General features: G+C 32.5%; 19 protein-coding genes. 9 read left to right on the top strand and 10 right to left on the bottom strand.

The genetic code is table 11. From position 1 onward, the window contains the following. Positions 1-3: 3 nt before the first annotated feature. The 6 genes from G7A72_RS15170 to G7A72_RS15145 all read right to left on the bottom strand — a co-directional run bounded on the left by G7A72_RS15170 (position 4) and on the right by G7A72_RS15145 (position 6,175). Positions 4-486, bottom strand: a complete 483-nt coding sequence (locus G7A72_RS15170) for an ABC transporter ATPase (RefSeq protein ID WP_165153146.1) — start codon at positions 484-486, stop codon at positions 4-6. 65 nt (positions 487-551) lie between these two features. Beyond that, positions 552-1,343 carry a (Fe-S)-binding protein gene (locus tag G7A72_RS15165; RefSeq protein WP_165153144.1) on the bottom strand — a complete coding sequence of 264 codons (792 nt, stop codon included), beginning with the start codon at positions 1,341-1,343 and terminating at the stop codon, positions 552-554. Positions 1,344-1,438: 95 nt separating this feature from the next. Next, positions 1,439-2,770, bottom strand: coding sequence for a (Fe-S)-binding protein (locus G7A72_RS15160; protein WP_165153142.1), 1,332 nt, complete (start codon positions 2,768-2,770; stop codon positions 1,439-1,441). A gap of 5 nt (positions 2,771-2,775) precedes the next feature. Beyond that, on the bottom strand, positions 2,776-3,741 hold the full coding sequence (locus G7A72_RS15155) for an MlaD family protein (protein WP_165153140.1): 966 nt from the start codon (positions 3,739-3,741) through the stop codon (positions 2,776-2,778). A gap of 32 nt (positions 3,742-3,773) precedes the next feature. Continuing rightward, on the bottom strand, positions 3,774-4,985 hold the full coding sequence (locus tag G7A72_RS15150; protein ID WP_241258525.1) for an N-acetylmuramoyl-L-alanine amidase: 1,212 nt from the start codon (positions 4,983-4,985) through the stop codon (positions 3,774-3,776). Between the two features lie 23 nt (positions 4,986-5,008). Next, positions 5,009-6,175 (bottom strand): N-acetylmuramoyl-L-alanine amidase, encoded by a 1,167-nt coding sequence (locus G7A72_RS15145; protein ID WP_165153138.1) that lies wholly within the window; start codon positions 6,173-6,175, stop codon positions 5,009-5,011. 83 nt (positions 6,176-6,258) lie between these two features. On the opposite strand from G7A72_RS15145, the gene G7A72_RS15140 reads away from it, so the two are divergent. Further along, positions 6,259-9,006 carry a putative LPS assembly protein LptD gene (locus tag G7A72_RS15140; protein ID WP_165153135.1) on the top strand — a complete coding sequence of 916 codons (2,748 nt, stop codon included), beginning with the start codon at positions 6,259-6,261 and terminating at the stop codon, positions 9,004-9,006. A gap of 62 nt (positions 9,007-9,068) precedes the next feature. Next, on the top strand, positions 9,069-9,449 hold the full coding sequence (locus G7A72_RS15135) for a RidA family protein (protein ID WP_165153133.1): 381 nt from the start codon (positions 9,069-9,071) through the stop codon (positions 9,447-9,449). A gap of 151 nt (positions 9,450-9,600) precedes the next feature. Here G7A72_RS15135 and G7A72_RS15130 read toward each other — a convergent pair whose 3' ends face one another. From G7A72_RS15130 to G7A72_RS15115, 4 genes are all read right to left on the bottom strand, one after another. Beyond that, a complete protein-coding gene (locus tag G7A72_RS15130) occupies positions 9,601-10,452 on the bottom strand; it encodes an N-acetylglucosamine kinase (RefSeq protein WP_113666660.1) in 852 nt (283 codons plus the stop codon). A gap of 131 nt (positions 10,453-10,583) precedes the next feature. Beyond that, positions 10,584-11,588: a type I glyceraldehyde-3-phosphate dehydrogenase gene (gene gap, locus G7A72_RS15125; protein ID WP_113635650.1), complete on the bottom strand. Its 1,005-nt coding sequence runs from the start codon at positions 11,586-11,588 to the stop codon at positions 10,584-10,586. 75 nt (positions 11,589-11,663) lie between these two features. Continuing rightward, positions 11,664-12,650 (bottom strand): 6-phosphofructokinase, encoded by a 987-nt coding sequence (gene pfkA, locus G7A72_RS15120; protein ID WP_165153131.1) that lies wholly within the window; start codon positions 12,648-12,650, stop codon positions 11,664-11,666. A gap of 381 nt (positions 12,651-13,031) precedes the next feature. Further along, the gene (locus tag G7A72_RS15115) at positions 13,032-17,438 is read right to left on the bottom strand and encodes a translocation/assembly module TamB domain-containing protein (protein WP_165153786.1); all 4,407 of its coding nucleotides are present in this window, start codon (positions 17,436-17,438) and stop codon (positions 13,032-13,034) included. A gap of 229 nt (positions 17,439-17,667) precedes the next feature. On the opposite strand from G7A72_RS15115, the gene tsaD reads away from it, so the two are divergent. From tsaD to G7A72_RS15080, 7 genes are all read left to right on the top strand, one after another. After that, the gene (gene tsaD, locus G7A72_RS15110) at positions 17,668-18,690 is read left to right on the top strand and encodes a tRNA (adenosine(37)-N6)-threonylcarbamoyltransferase complex transferase subunit TsaD (RefSeq protein WP_165153129.1); all 1,023 of its coding nucleotides are present in this window, start codon (positions 17,668-17,670) and stop codon (positions 18,688-18,690) included. A gap of 3 nt (positions 18,691-18,693) precedes the next feature. Further along, positions 18,694-19,401, top strand: coding sequence for a 16S rRNA (uracil(1498)-N(3))-methyltransferase (locus G7A72_RS15105; RefSeq protein WP_165153127.1), 708 nt, complete (start codon positions 18,694-18,696; stop codon positions 19,399-19,401). A gap of 11 nt (positions 19,402-19,412) precedes the next feature. Then, complete coding sequence (locus G7A72_RS15100) at positions 19,413-20,051, top strand: DUF4159 domain-containing protein (protein WP_165153125.1); 639 nt, start codon at positions 19,413-19,415, stop codon at positions 20,049-20,051. 527 nt (positions 20,052-20,578) lie between these two features. Further along, positions 20,579-21,523 (top strand): zinc metalloprotease, encoded by a 945-nt coding sequence (locus G7A72_RS15095; RefSeq protein WP_165153123.1) that lies wholly within the window; start codon positions 20,579-20,581, stop codon positions 21,521-21,523. Positions 21,524-21,599: 76 nt separating this feature from the next. Next, positions 21,600-22,691, top strand: coding sequence for an AI-2E family transporter (locus G7A72_RS15090; RefSeq protein WP_165153121.1), 1,092 nt, complete (start codon positions 21,600-21,602; stop codon positions 22,689-22,691). Between the two features lie 11 nt (positions 22,692-22,702). Beyond that, positions 22,703-23,875: a class I SAM-dependent methyltransferase gene (locus G7A72_RS15085; protein ID WP_371807551.1), complete on the top strand. Its 1,173-nt coding sequence runs from the start codon at positions 22,703-22,705 to the stop codon at positions 23,873-23,875. Position 23,876: 1 nt separating this feature from the next. After that, the gene (locus tag G7A72_RS15080) at positions 23,877-24,443 is read left to right on the top strand and encodes a hypothetical protein (RefSeq protein ID WP_165153119.1); all 567 of its coding nucleotides are present in this window, start codon (positions 23,877-23,879) and stop codon (positions 24,441-24,443) included. Positions 24,444-24,447: the final 4 nt, after the last annotated feature.

Here is a 24,447-nt window from a genome sequence, read left to right as displayed (position 1 = left end):
TGTTTAAAAAAACCTACTGTGCCAGCTATCAATGGCTGGAACTTCCCAAGATTCATTATATTCTTCTATATTATTAACCAAATTATTGAAAACGATTGTGTTCTCCGTAACCGCTTTATCTTTAACCATCTTTTTAAAATCAATCAATGGCTTGTGTGCAATATGCTCTCCAAGTTTGAAAGTAACATTCATTTTATCTAATAAATCAACGTTATATTTTTGTTCTAAACTTTGGATAAATTCTACAGAGGAATCAATAGAACAACCTGTTGCGGGCTGAACATCTTGATTTACTGCTATAATAATAAAGCGATTATATTTTAATTGATACGATGATTCTAAACTGGTCCCATGCGCAGCCCAACCTTCTAAGAAAGATTGCAAGGCAGTTTCTATTTCAGAAAATTCCGCATCCGAAAACTTTCTGTTCGATTGATAAATCCAAATTCTGGATTCTTCAGGTAAATTTTCAAATGGAACGTACATCTTATTTATGAATTATGAGTTATGAATTTTGATTAAGATAATCAAAATTTGTAATTTTAATTGATTTATAAATCCTGCGCATTTGCGATTAATTCCGCAATATCCATAACTTTTACTTCACCTTCCTTTTCTTTGTTTTTAATCCCATCTGTCATCATGGTATTACAAAAAGGACAACCCGCAGCAATTATTTCTGGTTTTGTTTCTAATGCATCTTCAGTTCTTTCAACGTTGACTTCCTTATTTCCTGGTTCAGCATCTTTAAACATTTGGGCTCCACCGGCACCACAACATAAACCATTTGCTTTCGAACGCTTCATTTCAACTAATTCAGCATCCAATTTAAGAATCAAATCTCTTGGTGCTTCATAAACATTATTGGCTCTTCCTAAATAGCAAGGATCGTGAAAAGTAATTCGCTTTCCCTTGAATTGCCCACCTTCGATAGTCAATCTTCCATCATCCAACAACGATTTCAAAAATTCCGTATGGTGAACCACTTCGTATTTTCCGCCTAATTCCGGATATTCGTTTTTGAGCGTATTAAAACAATGCGGACAAGCAGTGACAATTTTTTTTGCTTCGTAAGCATTCAAAACCTCAATATTCATCATCGCTTGCATTTGGAATAAAAACTCATTCCCAGCTCTTTTCGCGGGATCACCGGTACAACTTTCTTCGGTACCCAAAACCGCAAAAGAAACATTGGAACGATTTAAAATTCGTACAAATGCCTTAGTTATTTTCTTTGCTCTATCGTCAAAACTTCCTGCACAACCAACCCAAAATAAAACTTCTGGTTGTTTCCCTTGAGCTAACATTTCGGCCATAGTTGGCACTATTAAATTCTCTGACATACTATTTGTGATTCGGTTATTCGTTGATTTGATTATTCAAGTAAACGGAAATTATTCTTGTATTATATGAAATAAATTCTTAACAAATAAAACAATTATTCATTTTTCCAATTCAATCGATCTTGCTGATTGTACTGCCAAGGTGCACCATTGTTTTCTATATTGGTCATCATAGCATTCAGAGGCATTGGAGCCGCACTTTGTTCCATAACTAAATATCGACGCATGTCCATAATGATAGAAAGCGGGCTAATATTTACCGGACATTCCTCCACACATGCATTACAAGAAGTACAAGCCCAAAGTTCTTCTGGTGTAATGTAGTCGTTTAATAATGTTTTATTATCCGGAATAAAAATACCTTTATTGGCATCAATATTTCTTCCTACTTCTTCCATTCTGTCTCTGGTGTCCATCATGATCTTACGAGGAGACAATTTTTTTCCTGTTATATTCGCTGGACAAGACGAAGTACAGCGACCACACTCTGTACAAGTGTAAGCGTTCAATAATTGTACCCAATTTAAATCCTGAATATCACTTGCGCCAAATTTACTTGGAACTGCATTTTCATCCACTGGAGCTGCTGCAAAAGGATCAGCGTTAGGATCCATCATTAACTTCACTTCTTTAGTAACAGATTCTAAATTATCAAACTGACCTTGTGGATTCAGATTTGCAAAATAGGTGTTTGGGAAAGCTAACAGAATGTGTAAATGTTTTGAAAAATAAAGGTAATTCATGAATATCAAGATACCCACGATATGCAACCACCAGAATATCTCTGAAAGCAACATTACCAATTCATTTGACATTCCATTAAAAATAGGTTCAATAAATTGACTTATTGGAAAAGAGCCTGCTTTTATAAAATGTGAAAAACCACCCGGAACATTTTGCAAATGCAAATCAGAAGCATTCATCAGCAAAAATAAAGTCATTAGAACCACCTCAAAATACAAGATGTAATTCGCGTCACTTTTAGGCCATCCTTTCAAGTCTGAACTTACAAATCGTTTCAGTTTGATTGCGTTTCTTCTACTCCAAAAAGCAAAAACAGCAACTAAAACTAAAAAAGCTAAAATTTCAAAAGAAGCAATCAGCACATCATACGTTGTTCCTAAAAAAGCAAAAACACGATGCGTACCAAAAAGTCCATCGATTATAATTTCTAATAATTCAATGTTGATGACCACAAAACCTACGTATACAATAATATGAAGTATTCCGGCAATGGGTCTTTTCACCATTTTTGATTGACCAAGAGCAATCATGGCCATATTAGTCCAACGCGCTTTAGGATTATCTGAACGATTTACAGCAGTTCCAAGATTGATATTCCGTCTAATTTTTTTAACACTGTTGAAAAAATATCCAAAACCAATTACCAATAGAATGGCAAATAAAATATTGTCTAAATAGCTCATAATTACTAATTTTTTACATTAGGTATAGAATCGTTCGTAGGACCAACATAAGGTTTGTTTTTCTTTCCAAAAACAGAGATATTCACATATCTTGTCGGGTAAAGTCTAATGTCCTGCAATAGTAATTCTAATTCTTTTGTAGAACTCTTAATGTTTTGGTAGAAAGCCTCATCGTTCAATAATTTACCCATAGAACCTTTTCCAGATTCCAAACCGCTCATGATGCCATCAACTCTTGCTAAAGTTGCATTCAAATTACGGGCAGTTTTAGCTAAATCAGCTTTATTGAGGGAATCGGATATTTTAGAAAAATTTCCAGAAATTTTATTAAAATTGGTTACTACTCCATTTATTTGAGTTTTATTAGCGTCCAATAAATCATTAACATTCATAGAAACTTTGTGGAACTGTTCAATAGTCTTACCTAATTCAGCCAAAGTAAGTTTTAAATCTTGCTGGCCTTTTTGATCCAAAACGTTATTTAATCCTGTCATTAATTTTTCAGTACTTCCCAACAACTTTTCAAGTTTTTCCTGAAGGGGAGCTAATTGATCTCCTACTTTATCAGTAAGACCCATTTTTACTCCACCTTGCAATTTCTGACCATCAACAGCTAAGGTTTTGTCATTAAAATTTGGAATAATTGCAATTTGTTTCCCTCCAATAAATCCAGGCTCATAGATAGAAGCAACACTAGAACTGGAAATAGGAAAATCAGTTTTTAATTGTAATTCGACTAATAATACACCTGTATTTTCATTTATGGTGATGCTACTAACTTTACCTACCACTAAACCGTTTAGGGTTACTGGTGCTGATGTAGCTAAACCTTCTACACTTTTATATTCTACAAAAAAAGTTTTGTAATTGGTAAATAGGTCTCTTCCTTTTAAAAAACTGTAGCCCCAAATAAATAATAAAATCGATGCTATTACTAAAATGGCAGTTTTAATTTCTCTTGATATTTTCAAAATTTAAGTATTTTTTACAAATTTAATATAAATTATTTGACTTGTTGTAATTTTTTCAGCGCTTCTTCAACACTAATATTTTTTCCATTCCTAAACGCTATAATATACGCTGAAGAATACCCTTTGGATTTAACCTCTTTCAAATTCTGTTTCGCAAGACTATAATCCGTTGTAGCGCCATAAGCATATTTATAGAAAGAACCATTGTTTGTTCTAACACTGACATTTTTTAAACCTTTAAAATTAGAAGGATTTAATTTGATATTTTTATTTCCGGCGGCAAATTGAACTTTAAAAACCACTTCAGAATTTTGTGTTTTTGTTTCGCTCTTTTGTGAAACTGATTTTTCAATATTTAGTTTTGATTTTGTGCGCTTTAAATTATTTTTTGTACTGTTTTCCGTTATTTTTTTGGTGGAAGTATCCTGATAAGTATTATCGGATTGTGTTCCAAAATATTCTTTTTTGTACGCGATAATTGCTGTTGCAATTGCCTGCGCCATCTTGTTTTGTCCCACATTTGAATTAAGAAAAATTCCTTCCTCATTATTGGATAAAAATCCTAATTCAATCAATACACTGGGCATGTAAGCGGCGTCCAAAACCCATAACGGAGTCTGCTTTATACCTCTTGATTTTCGATGCACTTTATTTTTAAAATTATTTTCAATTTTTGAAGCTAAATTTATACTTCGGTCTAAATAATCTTCTTGCAGAATTTTCAACCCTATTAACGTTTCGGGATTTTTGGGATCAAATCCTTTATAAGTTTGCTTGTAATCTTTCTCCAATAATATAACTGAATTTTCTTGTTTTGCGATTTCCAAGTTACCTTTACTCCTTGCCAAACCCATTACAAAAGTTTCTGTACCAAAAGGAAATGGGTTTTTGACAGAATTACAGTGTATGGAAATAAATAAATTGGCATCAAGACTATTCGCTTTTTTAGGTCGGTCCTTTAATTCTATAAAAACATCTGATTTCCTGGTATGAATGACTTGAATACCGCCTTCTTTTTCAAGGAGCTTTTCAAGTTTCAATGTAGTTTTAAGTGCAATTTCTTTTTCAACAAAACCATGATAAGAATTACCAGGATCTTTACCACCGTGACCCGCATCTAAAATTACAATAAACTTAGTATTGGACTGAGGAAAAATATTTACTGCGGAAAATAAAAACAGTAATATTAAAACGATTTTAATTTGTTTGAGAATCTTCAAAATATAAGTAGGTGTGTTTTCCAATTATAACATAAAAGTAACTGCTATTATTTTAGAGCATCCTGAATGTTGATTTTTTCTCCGTTTTTGAAAGCTATCAAAAAAGCAGTATTGTAACCTTTATCTTTTGCTTCGCTTAATTGCTTTTTTGCTTCATCATAATCAGCAGTTTCTCCGTACATATACTTGTAAACTCTATTTTCATAGGCTACAGAAATATTTTTTAGCCCATTGAAATTTCTAGGAATCAATTCCATCCTTTTTATGCTTGCCGAAAGTTGTACTTTGAATATCGGTTTAGAGTTGTCAACCATCTTTTTAGTTTGCGTTGGCTCCACCGTTTGAGAAATCGTTTTTGGTTTTACTGGAGTAACCGTATCTCTAATTGGTTTTTCATTAATTTTTTGTGAAGGTCTTTCTTCAAAAATTTCTGTCTCACCACTACCATAATATTCCTTTTTATAGCTAATAATCGCATCTGCAATAGCTTTGGCAATTTCATCCTGTCCTTCTTCTGAATTTAATTTATTTCCTTCAATAGTATTAGAGATAAAACCCATTTCTATTAATACTCTTGGCATATATGCCTTGTGAAGCACCATAAAAGGAGCTTGTTTTACTCCGCCACCTCTAATTTTTTTACCAAGATCTTCAAAAGAGTCTTCCACTTTACTTGCCAGCGAAATACTGTTATCTAAGTATTCCTCTTGCATCAGCGTCATTCCAATCATCGTTTCTGGAGAGTTGGGATCAAATCCTTCATATTTTTGTTTGTAATCTTTCTCTAATGTAATTACGGAGTTCTCTTTTTTAGCAGCTTCTAAGTTTGATGCCACCTTACTCAAACCCATTACGTATGTTTCGGTACCGTCAGCAGCAGTGTTTCTATTAGCGTTACAATGAATGGAAACAAAAATATTAGCATTAAATCTGTTGGCAATATTAGCTCTTTCGATCAAATCAATAAATACATCTGTTTTCCGGGTGTAATTCACCTCCATTTGTGGAGTGGCTGCTAATATTTTTCCAACTTTTAAAACTACTGCCAAAGCAATGTTTTTTTCAACCCGGCCCTCATAAACAGCACCAAAATCATGCGCTCCGTGACCTGCATCTAAAGTCACCTTAAAATTATTGGTTTGACTATACCCGATTACCGAAAATATTATCAAAATAAAAGTTAATATTCTTTTAATTTTATATGTTTTGCGCATAAAGCTATAAGTTAATTTAATTAAAACACTACCGTTATAAATTTATTTATTTGACTATTTTTGACAAAAAATAATATGTAAGTTTGACATGTCAAAAAACAGGCCATAATTTTACAAAAATAGCATTTAAACCTTTGTATACAAACTTATTTAATATCGTTTTATTATCAATTTTCCTGTCACTTGGGTCCGGTAAATTATATTCTCAAGATATCCCTAAAAAAAAGACGGCTATATCCCCTACTAAACAAATAGATAGTACAAAAAAAAGTATTACGAAAAGTAAAACTCCTATTTTAACTGTTGAAAAAGATACCGATACAATCAAAATCGACAGCATAAAACCTAAAAAAGCATTTCTCGACGGTAAAGTGAGATACAAAGCAGATAACTATGCTAAGATTGATCAGAAGAAAAAAATTATAACTCTTTATGACCAAGCAGAATTGTACTATCAAGACGTTGAACTGAAGTCGGGAATAATCGTTATGGATTATGAAAAAAATGAAGTTTATGCGGGACGTATCAAAGATTCAACAGGCACTTACACTCAATATCCAAATTTCAAACAAGGCGCCAATGTCATTGAACCTGATTCTATTCGGTTTAACTTTAAAACAAAAAAAGCTTTAATTTGGAATTCAAGATCTGACCAAGGTGAATTTAAAATAAAAGCAGCCATAACAAAGAAAGAGAACGACTCGGTTTATTTTCTAAAAGGAGCCCGATTTACAACTTCTAAAGATGTGGATAATCCCGAATATTATTTCCAAACAAATAAAGTAAAATTTATTCCAGGCAAAAAAGTAGTTACCGGTTTGACCAATATGGTTATCGCAAACGTACCAACTCCAATTGCATTACCCTTCGCTTTTTTTCCAATGAGCAAGGAAACCAGTATTTCTGGGTTGATTTTACCCAGTTACAATGACTCAAATAATCGAGGATTTTCACTTCAAAATTTAGGATATTATTTTGCACTAAGCGATAATTATGATTTAACGGTTTTAGGGGATTATTACACCAACGGAAGCTATGGATTACGTTTTGAATCCAGCTATGCTAAACGATACAACTACAGAGGAAACCTGAATGTTAGATTTGAAAATTTAATTACCAGCGAAAGAGGCTATCCAGATTATTTGAAGCAAAACATTTACAACATACAATGGTCACATTCGAAAGACTCTAAATCAAATCCTAATTCCAGTTTTTCAGCATCTGTGAATCTGGGAAGCAGCAAGTATTTCCGGCAATCCATCAATCAAGTTAATATTGGATCAAACCTGAACAATACTTTGAGTTCATCGATATCGTATTCAAAAACTTTTACATCAGTTCCTCAAGTAAGAATGTCGTTGACTGCAACACATTCACAAAATACGCAAACCGAAGAAATTAATATGACTTTGCCAACCTTACAGTTGAGTGTTGACCGAATTTATCCATTTGTGGGTAAAGATGGAGTTAGAAAAGGTTTGTTAAAAAACATCAACTTACAATACAATTTAAACGGACGAAACAGTATTGTTACCTCTGATTCTTTGTTTTTTAAACCTCAAATGTTCCGCGATGCAAAAGTTGGTTTCCAACACAGCATTCCATTAAGTACGAATTTTAAATTATTTAAATATTTTAGTGCTTCATCATCTTTAAATTACGAGGAAATTTGGTATACTAAAACAATTGAAAGAAGTTATGATGTAGACCAAAGTAAAGTTATTGATAAAACCATCAATGGATTTGACGCTTTTAGAACGTATTCGTTCTCCTCAAGCGTGGGAACCACGATATATGGAACTTTTAATTTTGGTAATGACAAAAAAATCAAATCTATAAGACACGTCATGAGACCGTCGGTATCGTATGGTTACACTCCTAGTTTCGAAAAATATTATGATACCTACGCATCTGACGCTAGTGGAACAATAAACAAACAATATACTCGGTTTGAAAATGGAATTTTTGGTGCTCCTGGTTTAAACAATTCTAATACCTTAGGTTTTGATTTAAGCAACACATTTGAGGCTAAAGTAACTGATAAAGACAGTACAAAAGTAGAGCCCAAAAAAATAATGCTACTTAATAATTTAAATCTTTCTACATCCTATAATCTGGATGCAGATGGAGTAACTTCTCTAGCTTTTTCACCAATACGAGTTAGCGGTGGGACAACTTTATTGGATAATAAAATGAATGTCAATTTTGGGGCAACATTAGATCCGTATGCTATTGATAATTCAGGTAACCGAATTAATGTTTTTAATATTGATAATGGCGGAAGTCTTTTTAGAATGACGAGTTCTAACATGACCTTAAATTATTCTCTTTCGAGTAAAGGTAAAGACGATAAAAAAGATAAAAATGTTCAAAGTCAGCGAAATGGTGGTCGTGAGGATGATTTATTTGGTACAAATACTGATTTAGGAGACAGCAGAAGAAGCCAATTTGAAGATGAAGAAGAGACTGACGGCGAAGATAAAATTTCTGAATTTTTCAACTCTAAATTACCGTGGGACATGACATTCGCCTATTCATTAACGTACGGGAATAACAACCGAGAGAATCAAATAATTGGGAACTCGATAATGATTTCTGCTAATGCGGACATAACTCCTAAATGGAAAGCGGGCGTTTCTACAGGTTACGATTTTGTTCAAAAAGGCGTTACATTTACACAACTCCGTTTTGAAAGAGATTTGTTAAGCTGGAGAATGGATTTCAATTGGTCACCGTTTGGTACCAATGCCAACTGGGGGTTCTTCATCGGAATAAAATCAGGGGTATTGAGTGACATCAAATGGGACAAAAGAAGTACGATCAACAGATAATTCTACTCCATATTAAATACTAATTGACACTGCGTTTTTTAACTTTAGACAAGCTTACTTTTATGAAAAAAATAATTTTAACAGAAAATGCTCCGGCTCCAATTGGACCTTATAACCAAGCTGTTCTTAAAGGAAATACACTTTACACTTCAGGTCAAATTGCGATAAATCCAGTATCTGGAGAATTGATTACAGAAACCATCGAATTGGAAACGGAACAAGTGATGCAAAACATGAAAGCAGTTTTGGAAGCAGCAGAAATGACATTTGATAACGTTGTAAAAGCAACAATCTTCATTATGGACATGAATGATTTTGGAAAAATAAACTCTGTTTACGGTTCTTATTTTAACGAAAAAATTGCTCCAGCTCGCGAAACAGTTCAAGTGGCTTGTTTGCCAAAAAACGTAAATGTAGAAATTTCAATGATTGCAATACTTTAATATTCAATAGCAGCATTGAGTTAAGCAACATGCATTCCGTTTGAAACTATTTCAAATAATATTAAATCAAAAAATCACTTACAATTTACTTTTAACCAAGTAAATTATTAGTGATTTTTTTTAGTTAAAAACTGAATTTTACCAGCTAAAACTATTTATTTGCTATATGGTACGCAATAAGTCCATCAATAGGTCTTCTTAAAACATTACCTAATTGCAGTTCATATTTATCAAAAGTTTCTTGTAATTCTTCTTTCAAATAAAAAGCAATAGAGCCTACAAAATGCACAGGAACCTCTTTGCAGTTTTCATATTGTTTGATGTAATTTTTTACAAAAGACTTCATTCCTTTGAAAATAATTTTTCTGCAGAATTCTGTTTCTTTATGCTGAATTAAAAATTTTGCAAAAGTCGCTAAATAAGCATTGGGATTTGGTTCTTTATACAGTTTGCTTTTTATAGCATCCGGATCTAAATCATATTCTTTTTCAAATTCAGCTGCCAGTTCCTTTGGCATTTTATTGAAATAATATTTTCTTATTAATTCTTTTCCAAAAACATTTCCACTACAATCATCCATAGCAATATAGCCTAAAGATTGTACTTTTTGGTGCAATTCTTTACCATCAAAATAGCTGCAGTTTGAACCTGTTCCCAATATAGAAACAATTGCTTTCTCTCCTTTTGGAGTTGTTGCATAAACGGCTGCATAAGTATCTTCTTTCACATCAATAATAGCATTAGGAAAATACTTTTGGAATACTTGCGAAAGTGTAATTTTCATTTTATCAGTACCACAACCGGCACCATAAAAGAACAAATGAGTTGCATTCTTTTTATTTTGTAAAATATCAAATCGATCATTTAAACGTTCAACTATTTCATCTGCTTCAAGAACTTCAGGATTCAACCCTAATGTTTGTGTTGTAAACAATACTTTGCCATTGTCATCTACTGCAATCCAATCAGCTTTTGTAGAACCACTATCAACTATTAATCTCATTTTTTTTTGGTTTTTGGTTTCGGAGTTAGCTGTTTTCTAATTGCGTTAAACGGAAAACATCTACTTTAAAAAAGTAATAAAAAATAAAATCCCGTTAAAATAAAGATAACGGGATTTGTAAATATATAGAATTATTTTAAACCTGCAATGTGTACAGATAAATCAATTAATTTGCTAGAATATCCATATTCATTATCATACCAAGAGATGATTTTGAAAAAAGTAGAATTCAAACCAATTCCAGCGTGAACATCTACAATAGAAGTTCTTGAATCAGAAATAAAATCCTGCGATACTACTAAATCTTCAGTGTATCCTAAAATACCTTTCATTGTAGTTTCAGAAGCCTTTTTCAAAACTGCCATAATTTCTTCGTAAGAAGTTTCTTTGGCCACTTTTACCGTTAAATCTACTACAGAAACGTCAGCTGTAGGAACACGCATTGACATACCTGTTAATTTTCCGTTCAATGATGGAATCACTTTCCCAACTGCTTTTGCTGCACCTGTTGATGATGGGATAATATTTAGGTTTGCTGCACGTCCACCTCTCCAGTCTTTTCTAGAAGGACCATCAGTAGTCATTTGAGTTGAAGTTGTTGCGTGAACAGTAGTCATCAAAGCTTCAACAATTTCAAAATTATCGTGAATAACTTTAGCTAAAGGAGCTAAACAGTTTGTTGTACAAGAAGCATTAGAAACAACCATATCCGTAGCTTTAGCTTCAGTATGGTTAACTCCCATTACAAACATAGGTGCATCAGCAGAAGGTGCAGAAATAATTACTTTTTTAGCACCACCTTTGATGTGCTCGTTTGCAGTTTCGATAGTTGTAAAGAAACCTGTACATTCAGCAACTACATCAACATCAACTTCATTCCATTTTAAATCTGCTGGATTTCTTTCAGCTGTAATACGAATGTTTTTTCCGTTTACAAAAAGTTGTCCTTCTTTTACTTCTACAGTTCCGTTGAAACGACCATGCACTGAATCATATTTCAATAAGTAAGCCAAGTGATCTACATCTAATAAATCGTTGATTGCTACAACTTCTACATTATCTCTATTGAAAGACTCTCTGAATACAATTCTACCAATTCTTCCAAAACCGTTTATTCCTAATTTTACTTTTGACATTTTACTTTAATTTTTTTGTTTATTTTATATTAACTTCATATAAAGTCTAATTTCCTCACAATAAACTTTAACCACTTATGTAGACATAATGTCTGAAACTCTTAATAACTCTCTATCAATCTCTGTTTTGCCTTTGATTGCTTGTTCCAAAGGTGTCAACGAAACTTTATCATTTTGTAATCCAACCATATAATTCGATTTTCCTTCTATCAAAGATTCAACAGCTTTTACACCTAATCTACTAGCTAAAACTCTATCAAAACACGAAGGCGAACCACCACGTTGCATGTGACCCAAAACAGAAACTCTAACATCATATTCTGGCAAATTGGCTTCAACGTAATCTTTTAATTCGAATACATTTTTACCTATTTTATCTCCTTCAGCAATAACGACAATACTGGATGATTTACCTGAAGCTTTACTTTTTTGCAAAGATTCTAATAATCGGTCTAAACCTAAATCTTCTTCTGGGATCAGAATTTCCTCTGCTCCTGCTCCTATACCGGCATTCAAAGCGATATGACCGGCATCTCTACCCATCACCTCTACAAAGAATAAACGGTTGTGGGAACTCGCAGTATCTCTAATTTTGTCAATTACTTCTACTACGGTATTCAGTGCGGTATCGTATCCTAAGGTGTGACTGGTTCCAAAAATATCATTATCAATAGTTCCCGGAATTCCCATCACTGGAAAATTAAACTCCGTATTAAATAACAACCCTCCTGTAAAAGTCCCATCACCACCTATTACCACTAAAGCATCTATTCCGGCTTTAGTAAGATTTTCATGTGCTTTCTTTCTTCCTTCTGGAGTTTTGAATTCTAAAGATCGAGCTGATTTTAAAATCGTCCCTCCTTTATTTACAATGTTGTTGACGCTTCGAGGTCCCATTTCTTTGAAGTCTCCTTCAATCATTCCCTGATATCCTCTATAAATTCCTATACATTCTATGTTATGATAAGCACAAGTACGAACAACTGAGCGAATTGCTGCGTTCATTCCTGGTGAGTCTCCTCCCGAGGTTAGAACACCAACTTTTTTTATTGTTTTTGGCATTATTTAAGTATTAAAGCGTAAAATTAGCAAACATTAACCACTTTCAAGGCTGTGTTTTTAATAAATTAGTAAAGCATTATGAATTCAAACGTTTTCGTTGATAAGTTTTTGAGAAAACTAAATAAATTGATTTTTTATTTAACAAAATTGAAAAATAACCAACTTTTATTTAACAATTAACAATTCGTCTGTTTTTTCACTATTAAACGAGTCGATACACTGCACAATTTATTAGCAAGAAATGATAAAGTTTTTTCCTGTTTGGATCTAAAAAAAAATTGTGGATTTAAGTATGTGCGTTATGGTTTACTGCAAAACAGTTTGAGGCGTCACTTTTTTTCAATTCAAAATCATATTGCCTCCAAGTCCAAAGTGTGACAACTAGTCTTCTTCTGGTATCAAACCTTCCTGATTTTTTTTAATTTTTTCAGGATTCGTTTTCTTTGATTTTGAAAAATTAATATAATCTGGAGATAAATTTGAATCTTGATCTTCCGAAACCGGAGCTGACAAACTCTCAATTTTTAAATTTTTAAATATTTTATTGACAAATTCTTTAAATGTATCGAAATCAACTTCATAAGAAACCCCTAGACCTTGCGTGTAACCAATTCCTTGACCAACATAATTGATGTCGTTTTCTTTGTTAAAAAGTCGTAAATTAAGTGTTCCGTCCTCATTCACTCGATATAAAACTTCAACATCACCTACAATTGCTGATTCATTTATTCCACCAAAAGGAACTCCTAGTTTACCATTAATGGTCACTCTTTCATTAATTTTGGATGAAATTGTAGCAACAAATCTTCCATCAGTTTCTTTTCCTATTCGTCTATCGGCACCAATGAAATTAAGTCCCACTTTAAATTTCTCATCATCAGACTGGATAATTCCACCTAAAATACTCGAAGCGGTTTCAAATAAACTTCCGGAAAAATCAGACTGATTCACTCCTTCCGGACTTAAGAATCCACCCGAAGAAAGTAAATACAGCGCTTGCGTCTGGCGAACATCTTTGTCGTTTAATTTATATTGAATTTCTGATTTCAAAACATTACTTACTGTTGGAAATTCAATATTAAAATCGGGTTCAGGACTCGTTAAATCGCCTCGAAGACCTATCACTACTTCAACAGGAACTTTAGTGTTAAAAGAAGAGTTATCCAATAAAACAGCAGGATTTGCTGAAGTTTTATAGATTGCTTCCAGGTTTAATTGCGCCTTCATAGGATTTCCTTCCCATGTGATTGAACCTCCTTTTTTTACTTCAAATTTCTTATCAATAAGCCCACCGTATTTGAAATTATAGGTTCCTTCATACGCCTGGAAATCTCCCCACATATTGAATCTTCCCAAAGTATTAATTTTAAATAATAACGATCCAAAACCTTTTCCTTTCATTCCGTGACCGGTATTACGATCAAGAATTACTTCTACTTCGGCATCGGGTGTAATATCGAAATCAAATTCTAATTCTAGTCCGTTGTAATTTCTGTTGTTTTCAACAATACCATTTTCCAGATTGTATTTTTCTTTAGCCGTTACAAAATGAATAAAGATATTATCACTAACACTTTCGGCATTATTTATAGGGATTTTTACCGCAGTTCCTTTCTCAGATTTAGCTTCAACTTTTATAAACAAGGAATTTGTAGGTCCCTTAATAGTTGCCTTTCCATCTATAAAAGCTGTACCATAATATGCTGCATCTTCACTATCTTTAGTATCTAATGCTAATAATCTTTTAGAATTAATGGCTAAATCTAACTTCCAATCCGTAAAATTATTATGTTCAATACTTCCGTTTAAGTTTCCTTTTGTTCCATATTTAGTATCGGTCAGCGTATTATTTCTAAAGAGAAACTTTTCATCCGTCAAATCAATAATCGTATTATCGCTCAAACCATAATCTACATTCAGATACGGTATTGTAATTCCAGCAGCATCTAAATAAAGACGACCACTAATATTAGGTTTTTTAAGATTTCCTTCAATCGTTGAATTCCCTGAAATATAACCTCGTATATTAGACAATACTTCACCGCCAAGAGAGTTTAAAGTTGCAATATTGAATTTATCAAATTTCAATTGTAAATCTAAAATTGTTTCTTTATTCACTATTTCAAAACTTCCATCCGCTTTGAATAAATCTACATTTTCATTTTCTAAATTCGAATTGATGTTGAATTTCCTCAGACTTTCGTCGCCTTCAATATCAAAATTTAACGTTCCTAAATCCGTTTTATTCACGTTCAATTTGTCAATAATAATAGAAGCTGTCGGTTGGTAAACGTCGTTATTCTGCTTGAAATTCACTTCTCCATTTATATTTCCATGGACTACAAACTTTTCATTGACGGGCGTAATCTGATTTAAATCAACGTCTTTAAAACTCAACTTCAAATCCTTAATGGTAGTGTCTTTAAAAACCCCAGCTAATGAAATAGATTGGTCTTCATGAGATAATATGATGTTATCAATATCAAAATTTTTGAATGATTTATCAAAGACTATTTGGTTATCAGGTGTTTCATTTTCATTTAAAAACCAAAGATAATCCTTGAATTTCACTTCTGATTTACTGATTCCTACCACATTATTATTGTCTTTATTGATAGTGTGGTATAAATTCAGGTTATAATAATCTTCCGCTTTAGGACCACCTTTAAATTCAGAACGAAAGAACAACGTATCTTTCATCGTAACATTTATAAGGCTAAAATCGCGTATTTTATAATATTTCGTCTTGATACTATCTAATTCTATGTAAGCATTATACAATGGGTTTTTATTATCCACTGAAACTCTAATATTATCAAGTGTATTGTTCGCAGCAATAATCTGAGGTGAATTAAAATTGAGTTTAAACTCCTGATTATCGGAGTTAATACTTCCTTTTACAATAGTATTGGAGCCAATAGAAATTTCAGGATAAAATATCTCGATGATCTTATTATAGATGGAAAAATTAAACTTTAGGAACTGTCCTTTTTTGACTTTACTAGGTTTAAAATTCGTGTAAAGACTTCCTAAAGAATTTTTTACCAAATTTTCTAACTGATTGAATTCATATTTCCCTACAATTTCACCCTGCACAATATCTGGAGAATTTACGGTTATCGTTCGTACTCTATTGCTGTCAAAAGTTGAATTTATTGCAAAATCATCAAAATTATAAGTGTCTTTAGCATTTTTATATGACGTTGTGTTTATGTAGACATTTCCCTGAAAGTTCTCGATATTATTCCCTGAAGCCTGAACCACAACATCGCCTTTAAACACCGAAACCGAATCTTTCATTAACTTCAACTTATACAAATCTGCATTTTCAACGTTGATATGAAAATCGTAACGGCTATCTTTTTTACTCAAGTCCAATAATCCATCAAAATTCATGCTCAAATTTGGGTCGTTAACAGAAATTTGACCTTTATAGTAAGGACTTTTAAGCGTACCGTCGACAACAATATTGGTATAATTGTAATTTTTATAATCTATTTGACTAATATCTCCTTTGATGGCAGTATCTAAAAATTTTTGTTTAAAACCTTTTCCATCAACATCAATATTCAAACTAACGCGACCCAAATCTTTTTGATCCAATAATGTTCCAATGTCAAAATTATCAAAGATTACATTCCCTAAATAAGAAGCCTTGTCAATTACATTTATATTTTGAATCGCCAATTTTGAAGTTACTTTTCCCAATGCGGTGATCATAGAAAAATCAGCATCAACTGCTGTAGTTGAAACATTAGAAGTTCCCGAGGCAGAAAATCGACCTAACTTTTTTAAAGAACTAGGTAATTTAGTTCCTAAAATATTCGGGAGTATAACCACCAAATCGTCATAGCTGGATGTCAACTTATCAAACTTAGCGTACATGGAGAATTTCTGACCTTTTTTGGCAAACAGATTTTTAAAATTAATATCACCGTTGATTCGTGTTTTTCGGTCATCCACTAATTCAAGGTTTTTAAATTTCAGATCATTCAGCGTCCCTTTAATACTTGCTTTAGTATAAAAATGCTGGTTCTTACCAATTTCTTTATAAAAATAACGAATATCATTTGAAGCAATTGAAGCCGACTTTAATTGAATATCAAAAAGTACTTTATCAGTGAAATTGGAGAAATCTTCAATTTTATAGTTCAACAAAACCGTTCCAACCAAAGTAGATTCTTTCGTTAACAAATCAAGATTTTCAAGCTTAATATTTTTCTTTGAATAGGTAAATTTTGATTTCAAATTTTTAACATACAAACCACGAAAGTCTAAAAATGACATTTTGTTTATGTTTGTCGTCACATCCGGACCAAATATCAAGAAATCCGTTACGGATGCATTAAGTTTTGTAAAATCAAGATCTTTTGGATTGTCTCTATTATCATCGGTTAAGATAAAACGTCCGTTAAAAATTTGAAGTTTATTTGCTTTAAGCAAAAACTTTCTGCTGGAAGGTTTCCCGGTTTCAAAAGCTTTAATGAATTTATCAAGATTAGATTCTTTCTCGTTTTTATAAGTTCTCAGATTAAAAAGCAAACCGTGCAAATCCAAACCATCAAAAATCAAATCTCCATTAAGTAGTTTCTTACTTTCCAAAATAGTGGTTGAAATTCTTTCGGAGTAAATTAAAGTGTCTTTGTGGTGGTCCAGAATCAATACTTTTTTAAATTTCACCCCACCAAAAACCGAAACGGCAACACCATCAATGGTAATATTAGTTCCAAAATCCTTATTGATACTATTAGTAAAATAACGTGCAATTTTCGTCTGAACAACTGGCATGGTAAGCGCAATAGCAAGTACCAACAAAAGCAGGATTAGTCCAAGCAGCAAGCGCAACGCTATTTTTATAACTTTTTTGATACCTATTTACTATTTAATGTTCTAAAATTTGATTTTGCCATAGGAAACGGAGCGCCTTTGATAAAAATTCTTTAATTTTGCCATCTGACGAAAAAATATTTTTTCTTTAATTGACCCGTCAAATGTAATTCAAAATTTGTGCCTTTTTATGCAAAATCCCGAGGTTTTTATTCTTGCCATCGAAAGTTCCTGTGACGATACTGCCGCCGCCATCTTACAAAACGATAAAGTGCTGTCAAATGTTGTGGCAAATCAGCTAATTCATAATCAATACGGTGGCGTGGTACCTGAACTTGCCTCTCGTGCGCACCAACAAAATATTGTTCCCGTTGTCGATGCTGCTCTTCGCAAGGCAAATATACAAAAAGAACAACTATCCGCAATTGCTTTCACCCAAGGTCCTGGCCTTATGGGTTCGCTTTTGGTAGGAAGTTCTTTTGCAAAATCATTGGCGCTGGCATTGCAAATTCCATTGATAGCAGTAAACCACATGCAAGCCCATGTTTTGGCTCATTTTATTGAGGAAGAAAGTTTTGATAAACCTACCTTTCCCTTTTTGGCTTTGACCATCAGCGGGGGACATACTCAAATCATTAAAGTGGATGATTTTTTTGACATGACTGTGATTGGCGAAACTACTGACGATGCAGTTGGTGAAGCCTTTGACAAAAGCGCAAAAATTTTAGGACTTCCCTATCCAGGCGGCCCTTTGATTGATAAATATGCACAACTGGGAAATCCAAAAGCATTTGCTTTTACCAAACCAAAAGTTCCTGGTTTAGATTTTAGTTTCTCTGGTTTGAAAACGGCAATTTTATATTTTATCCAAAAGAAAAAATTAGAAAACCCTAATTTTGTTGATGAAAACCTCAATGATATTTGCGCTTCTATTCAGCATACGATTATTGAAATTTTGATGGATAAATTGAAATTGGCCGTAAAAGAAACCGGAATAAAACAAATTGCTATTGGCGGAGGCGTTTCTGCCAATTCCGGAATTAGAAATACGTTGAAAGAAGCCGAGAATAAATACGGATGGAAAACATTTATCCCTAAATTTGAATACACCACTGATAATGCCGCAATGATTGGAATTGTGGGTTATCAAAAATTTTTAACACAATCATTTGAAACTTCTTCAGTAGTTTCTAAAGCAAGAATACAATTCTAAATTATGCAATTATTTTACAATCCAACTATTACGGAATCTACTTCGATTTTTTCTTTTGATAAAGAGGAAAGCAAACACATTATTAAAGTATTGCGCAAAAAAGATACGGACCTATTATATGTTACCAATGGCTTAGGTTTTTTATTTAAAACTGAAATCACATTGGCTTCCGACAGTAAATGCACCGTTAAAATCATTTCTTTTGAAAAAGCTGCTCCTTCAAAATTCAGATTGCATCTGGCTGTAGCGCCAACAAAAATGAATGACCGCTACGAATGGTTTCTTGAGAAAGCCACAGAAATAGGTATACAGGAGATTACACCAATAATTTGCGATCACTCCGAACGCAAAGTAATCAACAACGAACGCTTTGATAAAATTTTATTGACAGCGATGAAGCAATCCAATGAATTATATCTGCCAAAATTGAATCCTGCTATCACTTTTAAAGAATTTGTAAAACTTAAAAATGAAGATGTAAAACTAATTGCGCATTGTGAAGAAACAGATAAAAAAACATTGAAATCTGTTTTGAAACCAAATGAAAATATTACTATGCTGATAGGTCCTGAAGGCGACTTTTCCGAAAAAGAAATTGCTTTCGCACTTGAAAATGATTTTACTGCCGTTTCTTTGGGAAACACCAGATTACGCACAGAAACTGCGGCAATAGTTGTCTGTCACAGCGTAATATTTGTTAATGAAGAATAACTAATTTTATTATGAGGCAACTATTTTATCTTCTGTTAATCCTTTCAACACCGTTGTTTTCGCAAGAAATTGCTTTGGTAAAATACAGTGGCGGTGGCGATTGGTATGCAAATCCAACGTCGCTGCCTAACTTGATAAAATATTGCAACACCAATATTAATACCCGTATAAAAACAAAACCGGCAACTGTTGAACCAGGAAGTCCAGATTTATTTTCATATCCTTATGTACACCTCACTGGTCACGGAAATATCGTTTTTAATGAAGCTGAAGTAAGCAATCTTAAAAATTATTTATTGGCGGGAGGATTTCTTCATATTGACGATAATTATGGGATGGACCAATATATAAGAAAAGAAATAAAAAAAGTATTCCCCAATAATAACTTAGTTGAAATTCCAGCGAATCATCCTATTTTCCAAAAGCCTTATACATTTCCTGCTGGCTTACCAAAAATACACGAACACGACGGGAAACGACCACAAGCATTTGGAATTTTTATAAAAAGCAAACTGGTCCTATTGTACACCTATGAATGCGATTTAGGGGACGGCTGGGAAGATCCTGAAGTCAATAACGATCCTGCAGCAGTACGCGAAAAAGCTTTAAAAATGGGCGCTAACATCATGAGTTATATTTTTAGCAACTAAACGGAATCTATTTCTCTCAATCTATTCGAATTTCATTTATTATCTTTATATTTTAAACCTGAAATTATCAGGTTTTTAAAAAAATATATTGAACACTTATTTACTATAAAATATAGCAAAATAACTCTTTCTATATTTCATATTTTTAAAAATTACCCCATTACTTTAGACTATTTGTGATACCGTAGTTAATAAAATTGACTTAAAAAATCTAGATTAACACTTATTTCACTCAAGTAACACATTCCTATATTTTAAGTAAATTAGCGAATTATCAGAACAAACGACAACAAAGGTCATAAATCATTCAATTAAACATACGAAAAGAAGTAATTTTTTACTGAATATTAAATTCAAACATAAGAAAATACATTGAAAATAAAAAAATCTAATTTTACGGAAACCCGTAAAATGTGAGAGTTAGAAATTATTTAATAAAAAAGTTGATCAATTGTTTTTTTTATGAAAAATTTGTTATAAAATTGTGAAATAATTAACCAAAACTATTAATTTATAACAAATTTATTATGAAAAAAATTCTTTTATCTGCTGCTGCATTTTTAATGCTTTTCTCTTGTCAGAATGACACAACAGAATCTAATCCAGAAGCAAGTGCAGTATCGCGACGTGGTTGTGCTTCACAAGAAGTTCTTGCAGCACAAATGAAAGCTGATCCAACATTAGCTTTAAGAATGAATAAAATTGACGCTTTTACGGAGAAAGCAATGTTATCGGGACGTTTAGTAAACGGTAAAGTAGAAATTCCAGTGGTCGTAAACGTTTTATACAGAACTGCTGCAGAAAATATTTCATTGGCTCAAATCCAATCTCAAATTGATGTCTTAAATAAAGATTTTAATGCTTTAAATTCTGATTATTCTTCAGTTCCTACTTTGTTCTCAGGCGTAAAAGCGAATGTTGGAATTACATTTGTATTACAAAATGTAGTAAGAAAATCTACAACTACCTCCTCATGGTCTACTAATGATGCTATGAAAAAATCAGCAAAAGGAATTGCACCAACTACACCTACAACTGTTTTAAACATGTGGTCATGTAACTTGGGTGGCGGTATTCTTGGTTATGCACAGTTTCCTGGAGGAGCTTCTGCTACTGACGGAGTTGTAATTGACAACAATGCTTTTGGATCTACAGGTACTGCCGCTGCACCATTTAATTTAGGAAGAACAGCTACTCACGAAGTGGGTCACTGGATGAACTTACGTCACATTTGGGGTGATGCAACTTGTGGAAGCGATTTAGTTTCTGATACACCTACACACAATGATGCAAACTATGGTATTCCTGCTTATCCTCACTACAGCACTTGTACTGGTACTCCAGTAGAAATGACAATGAACTACATGGACTATACTGACGATGCAGGAATGTATATGTTCTCTAACGGTCAAAAATCTAGAATGGCTGCTTTATTTGTTTCAGGTGGAGCAAGAGCAAGTTTCGGAATATAATTTTTTAGTTTTTTTTGAAATCAAAACTCGCTACTTGTTAGCGAGTTTTTTTATATTTACAATCTAAATTAGGAACATGATTACATCAAAAACCATTTCAAACGGGATTCTCAGAGCATTATTAACACTAACTTTCTGTGGCTTAGTGTTATTCTTTTTTTATCAAATTCAATCCGTACTGATTTATCTTGTTGTATCATTCATACTCACATTAATAGGAAATCCCATTTTAGACTTTTTTAAAAAGCGATTAAAATTCAATCATATTGTTGCAACGATAGCAACATTGTTTATTTTCATATTAATCATTTTTGGTTTTATAATGATGTTTGTTCCTTTGATTTTATCTCAAGGACAAAACCTATCACTTCTTAACACTACTGAGATTGAAAAAGACATACTGCAGTTAATCACCCAAATTACCGTTTTTCTAGACAATCACCAAATTGACTCTGCTCAAGTTTTACAAGAAGCAAACATAACCTCCAAAATAAATTTTAATTTTATACCTAACTTTTTAAATACGATTCTAGGTACACTAAGTAGTTTAGGCGTTGGATTAGGTTCTGTTTTATTCATTACTTTTTTCTTTTTAAAAGACAGACTCATGTTCATTGTAGGAGCAAAAAAACTAATTCCAAACAGCCATGAAGATCAAATATTACATTCATTAGAAAAAATTAATCACTTACTATCTCGCTATTTTATTGGATTATTGCTTCAATTATTCATTGTATTCCTTTTATACCTAATTGTGTTATTCCTTTTTGGAGTTCCAAACGCGCTTGTTATTGCCTTTTTATGCGCGGTTTTGAATATTATCCCCTATATTGGACCGCTTATTGCATCCGTTTTGGCTGCAATTCTAACTATGTTAAGCAATCTGGGAAGTGATTTTCAATCTGAAATTTTACCAACCACCGTTTATGTTTTAATTGGTTTTTGGATTGTTCAAATTATAGATAATAATTTATCCCAGCCCATCATTTTTTCAAAAAGTGTAAGTTCACATCCGCTGGAAATATTTCTTGTTATCCTGATTGCAGGCTTTCTTTTCGGTATATTAGGAATGATAGTCGCTGTTCCTTTATACACCATAATTAAAGTAATGGGTAAAGAATTTTTCCCAGAAAACAAAATTATCATGCTATTAACAAAAGATATTTAATGTTGGATTTAATGCTTTTAAATCCCGAAATACAAGCATTTATCAATGCGAATATTGGCACGAGCATTTCGAAATTAGCGCTTCAAAAAAATCCATTTCCTGACGTGGATTGGATTCGTATTTTGAATCAAATTGAAGCTAAAACAAAAGCAAAAGATAAATTATCGATTTGGTTCTCAACCAAAAACATTATTTATCCCAGTAAAATATCGATAGAACAAACTTCATCACAAAAAACAGCAGAATATAAAGCTTCCATAGTTTCTGGAGAAAGTTTAATTGATTTGACGGGAGGTTTTGGTGTAGACGATTATTATTTTGCAAAAAAAATAAAGAATGTCGTCCATTGTGAAATCAATTTAGAATTATCAGCGGTTGTAAAACACAATTTTGAACAATTGAATGTTTTAAATATTACTTGTTATTCAGGCGATAGTTTGGATACTTTACACATTTTAAATAAAAAATGGGACTGGATTTACATTGATCCATCCAGACGAAATGATGCCAAAGGAAAAGTATTTCTGCTCAAAGATTGCTTCCCTAATGTACCTGAAAATTTAGATTTTTATTTTAAAAATACAGAGGCAATTTTAATCAAAACTGCTCCATTACTAGATATTTCAGCTGGATTATCAGAATTACAACACGTAAAAACGATTCATATTGTAGCCATTGATAACGAAGTTAAAGAGTTATTATGGGAAATCCACAAATCTTTTTCTGGCAATACATCTATAAAAACAATAAACATAACAAAGGATAAATCAGACACTTTTGAATTTATTTTGAATGAGGAATCTAATTCTTCAACCTTAAGTTTGCCAAAAAAATATCTTTACGAACCCAATAGTGCAATAATGAAATCTGGTGGATTCGATGCCGTAAGTTCCCTCTACAATTTAGATAAACTTCATAAGCATTCTCATTTATACACTTCGACTGAAATCAAATCTTTTCCAGGACGCGTTTTTGAAATTCAAAAATTTTTGCCGTACAACAAACTGGAAATGAAATCCTTTTTAGAAAACACACAAGCAAATATCACAACAAGAAATTTTCCAGATAGTGTAGAAAGCATTCGGAAAAAATGGAAAATAAAAGACGGCGGAAATGTCTATTGTTTTTTCACAACCGATGAGAATAATAATAAAATTGTTTTAATTTGCACCAAAATATCATAAAATGAAATACATTATTACAATAACCATATTATTCTTCAGTCTGAACATATTTGCTCAAGAACCATGCGAATACAGTGCTAACGTAACTGATTCTATTGGGACTTATAAAGCAACCAAAGAATACATGATTAGCGAAAAAAATTTTGCAGGGAATTCAAGTTATATTTTTTATTCTTTAGCATTAACAGATGGCTTACCAACTTTAACAGTTCAATTAATTCAAAAAAGTAAAGATTTTATAAAGGCGAATTGTTTCGACAAAAACTCCAAATTATTTTTGCAGTTAAATAATGGAAAAATAATTACGTTAATTCATATTGATCAAGAAAATTGCGGCACCATGATCCGTGATGAAAAAGGATTTGACAATAGAGTTAATTCTGGTATTTTTATGTTTATGAAAGATAGTTTTCAGGATTTAAAAAGCTCACCTGTATCGATGATGCGAATTAAATATTTAACAGATACCGAAGATTATGTGTTCAAAAAAGAGTTCAAATCTGAATTAACGAGCGAAATTTACAATCCAGAGACCTATTTCATTGATAACTTAAAATGCATTGAATAAGTAC

Source organism: Flavobacterium sp. Sr18 (assembly GCF_011064265.1).
In the GTDB taxonomy this organism is placed as follows: Bacteria; Bacteroidota; Bacteroidia; order Flavobacteriales; family Flavobacteriaceae; genus Flavobacterium; species Flavobacterium petrolei.
The sequence above is the reverse complement of the archived record's forward strand: the minus strand, read 5'-3'. Positions and strand labels throughout refer to the sequence as shown.

Excerpts from the sequence above, each read along its gene's own strand:
- pfkA (WP_165153131.1), bottom strand. The coding sequence starts at position 12,650 with ATGCCAAAAACAATAAAAAAAGTTGGTGTTCTAACCTCGGGAGGAGAC.
- G7A72_RS15145 (WP_165153138.1), bottom strand. The coding sequence starts at position 6,175 with ATGCGCAAAACATATAAAATTAAAAGAATATTAACTTTTATTTTGATA.
- tsaD (WP_165153129.1), top strand. The coding sequence starts at position 17,668 with ATGCAAAATCCCGAGGTTTTTATTCTTGCCATCGAAAGTTCCTGTGAC.
- G7A72_RS15095 (WP_165153123.1), top strand. The coding sequence starts at position 20,579 with ATGAAAAAAATTCTTTTATCTGCTGCTGCATTTTTAATGCTTTTCTCT.
- G7A72_RS15115 (WP_165153786.1), bottom strand. The coding sequence starts at position 17,438 with ATGCCAGTTGTTCAGACGAAAATTGCACGTTATTTTACTAATAGTATC.
- G7A72_RS15135 (WP_165153133.1), top strand. The coding sequence starts at position 9,069 with ATGAAAAAAATAATTTTAACAGAAAATGCTCCGGCTCCAATTGGACCT.
- G7A72_RS15130 (WP_113666660.1), bottom strand. The coding sequence starts at position 10,452 with ATGAGATTAATAGTTGATAGTGGTTCTACAAAAGCTGATTGGATTGCA.
- G7A72_RS15105 (WP_165153127.1), top strand. The coding sequence starts at position 18,694 with ATGCAATTATTTTACAATCCAACTATTACGGAATCTACTTCGATTTTT.
- G7A72_RS15085 (WP_371807551.1), top strand. The coding sequence starts at position 22,703 with ATGCTTTTAAATCCCGAAATACAAGCATTTATCAATGCGAATATTGGC.
- G7A72_RS15080 (WP_165153119.1), top strand. The coding sequence starts at position 23,877 with ATGAAATACATTATTACAATAACCATATTATTCTTCAGTCTGAACATA.
- G7A72_RS15160 (WP_165153142.1), bottom strand. The coding sequence starts at position 2,770 with ATGAGCTATTTAGACAATATTTTATTTGCCATTCTATTGGTAATTGGT.
- G7A72_RS15090 (WP_165153121.1), top strand. The coding sequence starts at position 21,600 with ATGATTACATCAAAAACCATTTCAAACGGGATTCTCAGAGCATTATTA.
- G7A72_RS15100 (WP_165153125.1), top strand. The coding sequence starts at position 19,413 with ATGAGGCAACTATTTTATCTTCTGTTAATCCTTTCAACACCGTTGTTT.
- gap (WP_113635650.1), bottom strand. The coding sequence starts at position 11,588 with ATGTCAAAAGTAAAATTAGGAATAAACGGTTTTGGAAGAATTGGTAGA.
- G7A72_RS15165 (WP_165153144.1), bottom strand. The coding sequence starts at position 1,343 with ATGTCAGAGAATTTAATAGTGCCAACTATGGCCGAAATGTTAGCTCAA.
- G7A72_RS15170 (WP_165153146.1), bottom strand. The coding sequence starts at position 486 with ATGTACGTTCCATTTGAAAATTTACCTGAAGAATCCAGAATTTGGATT.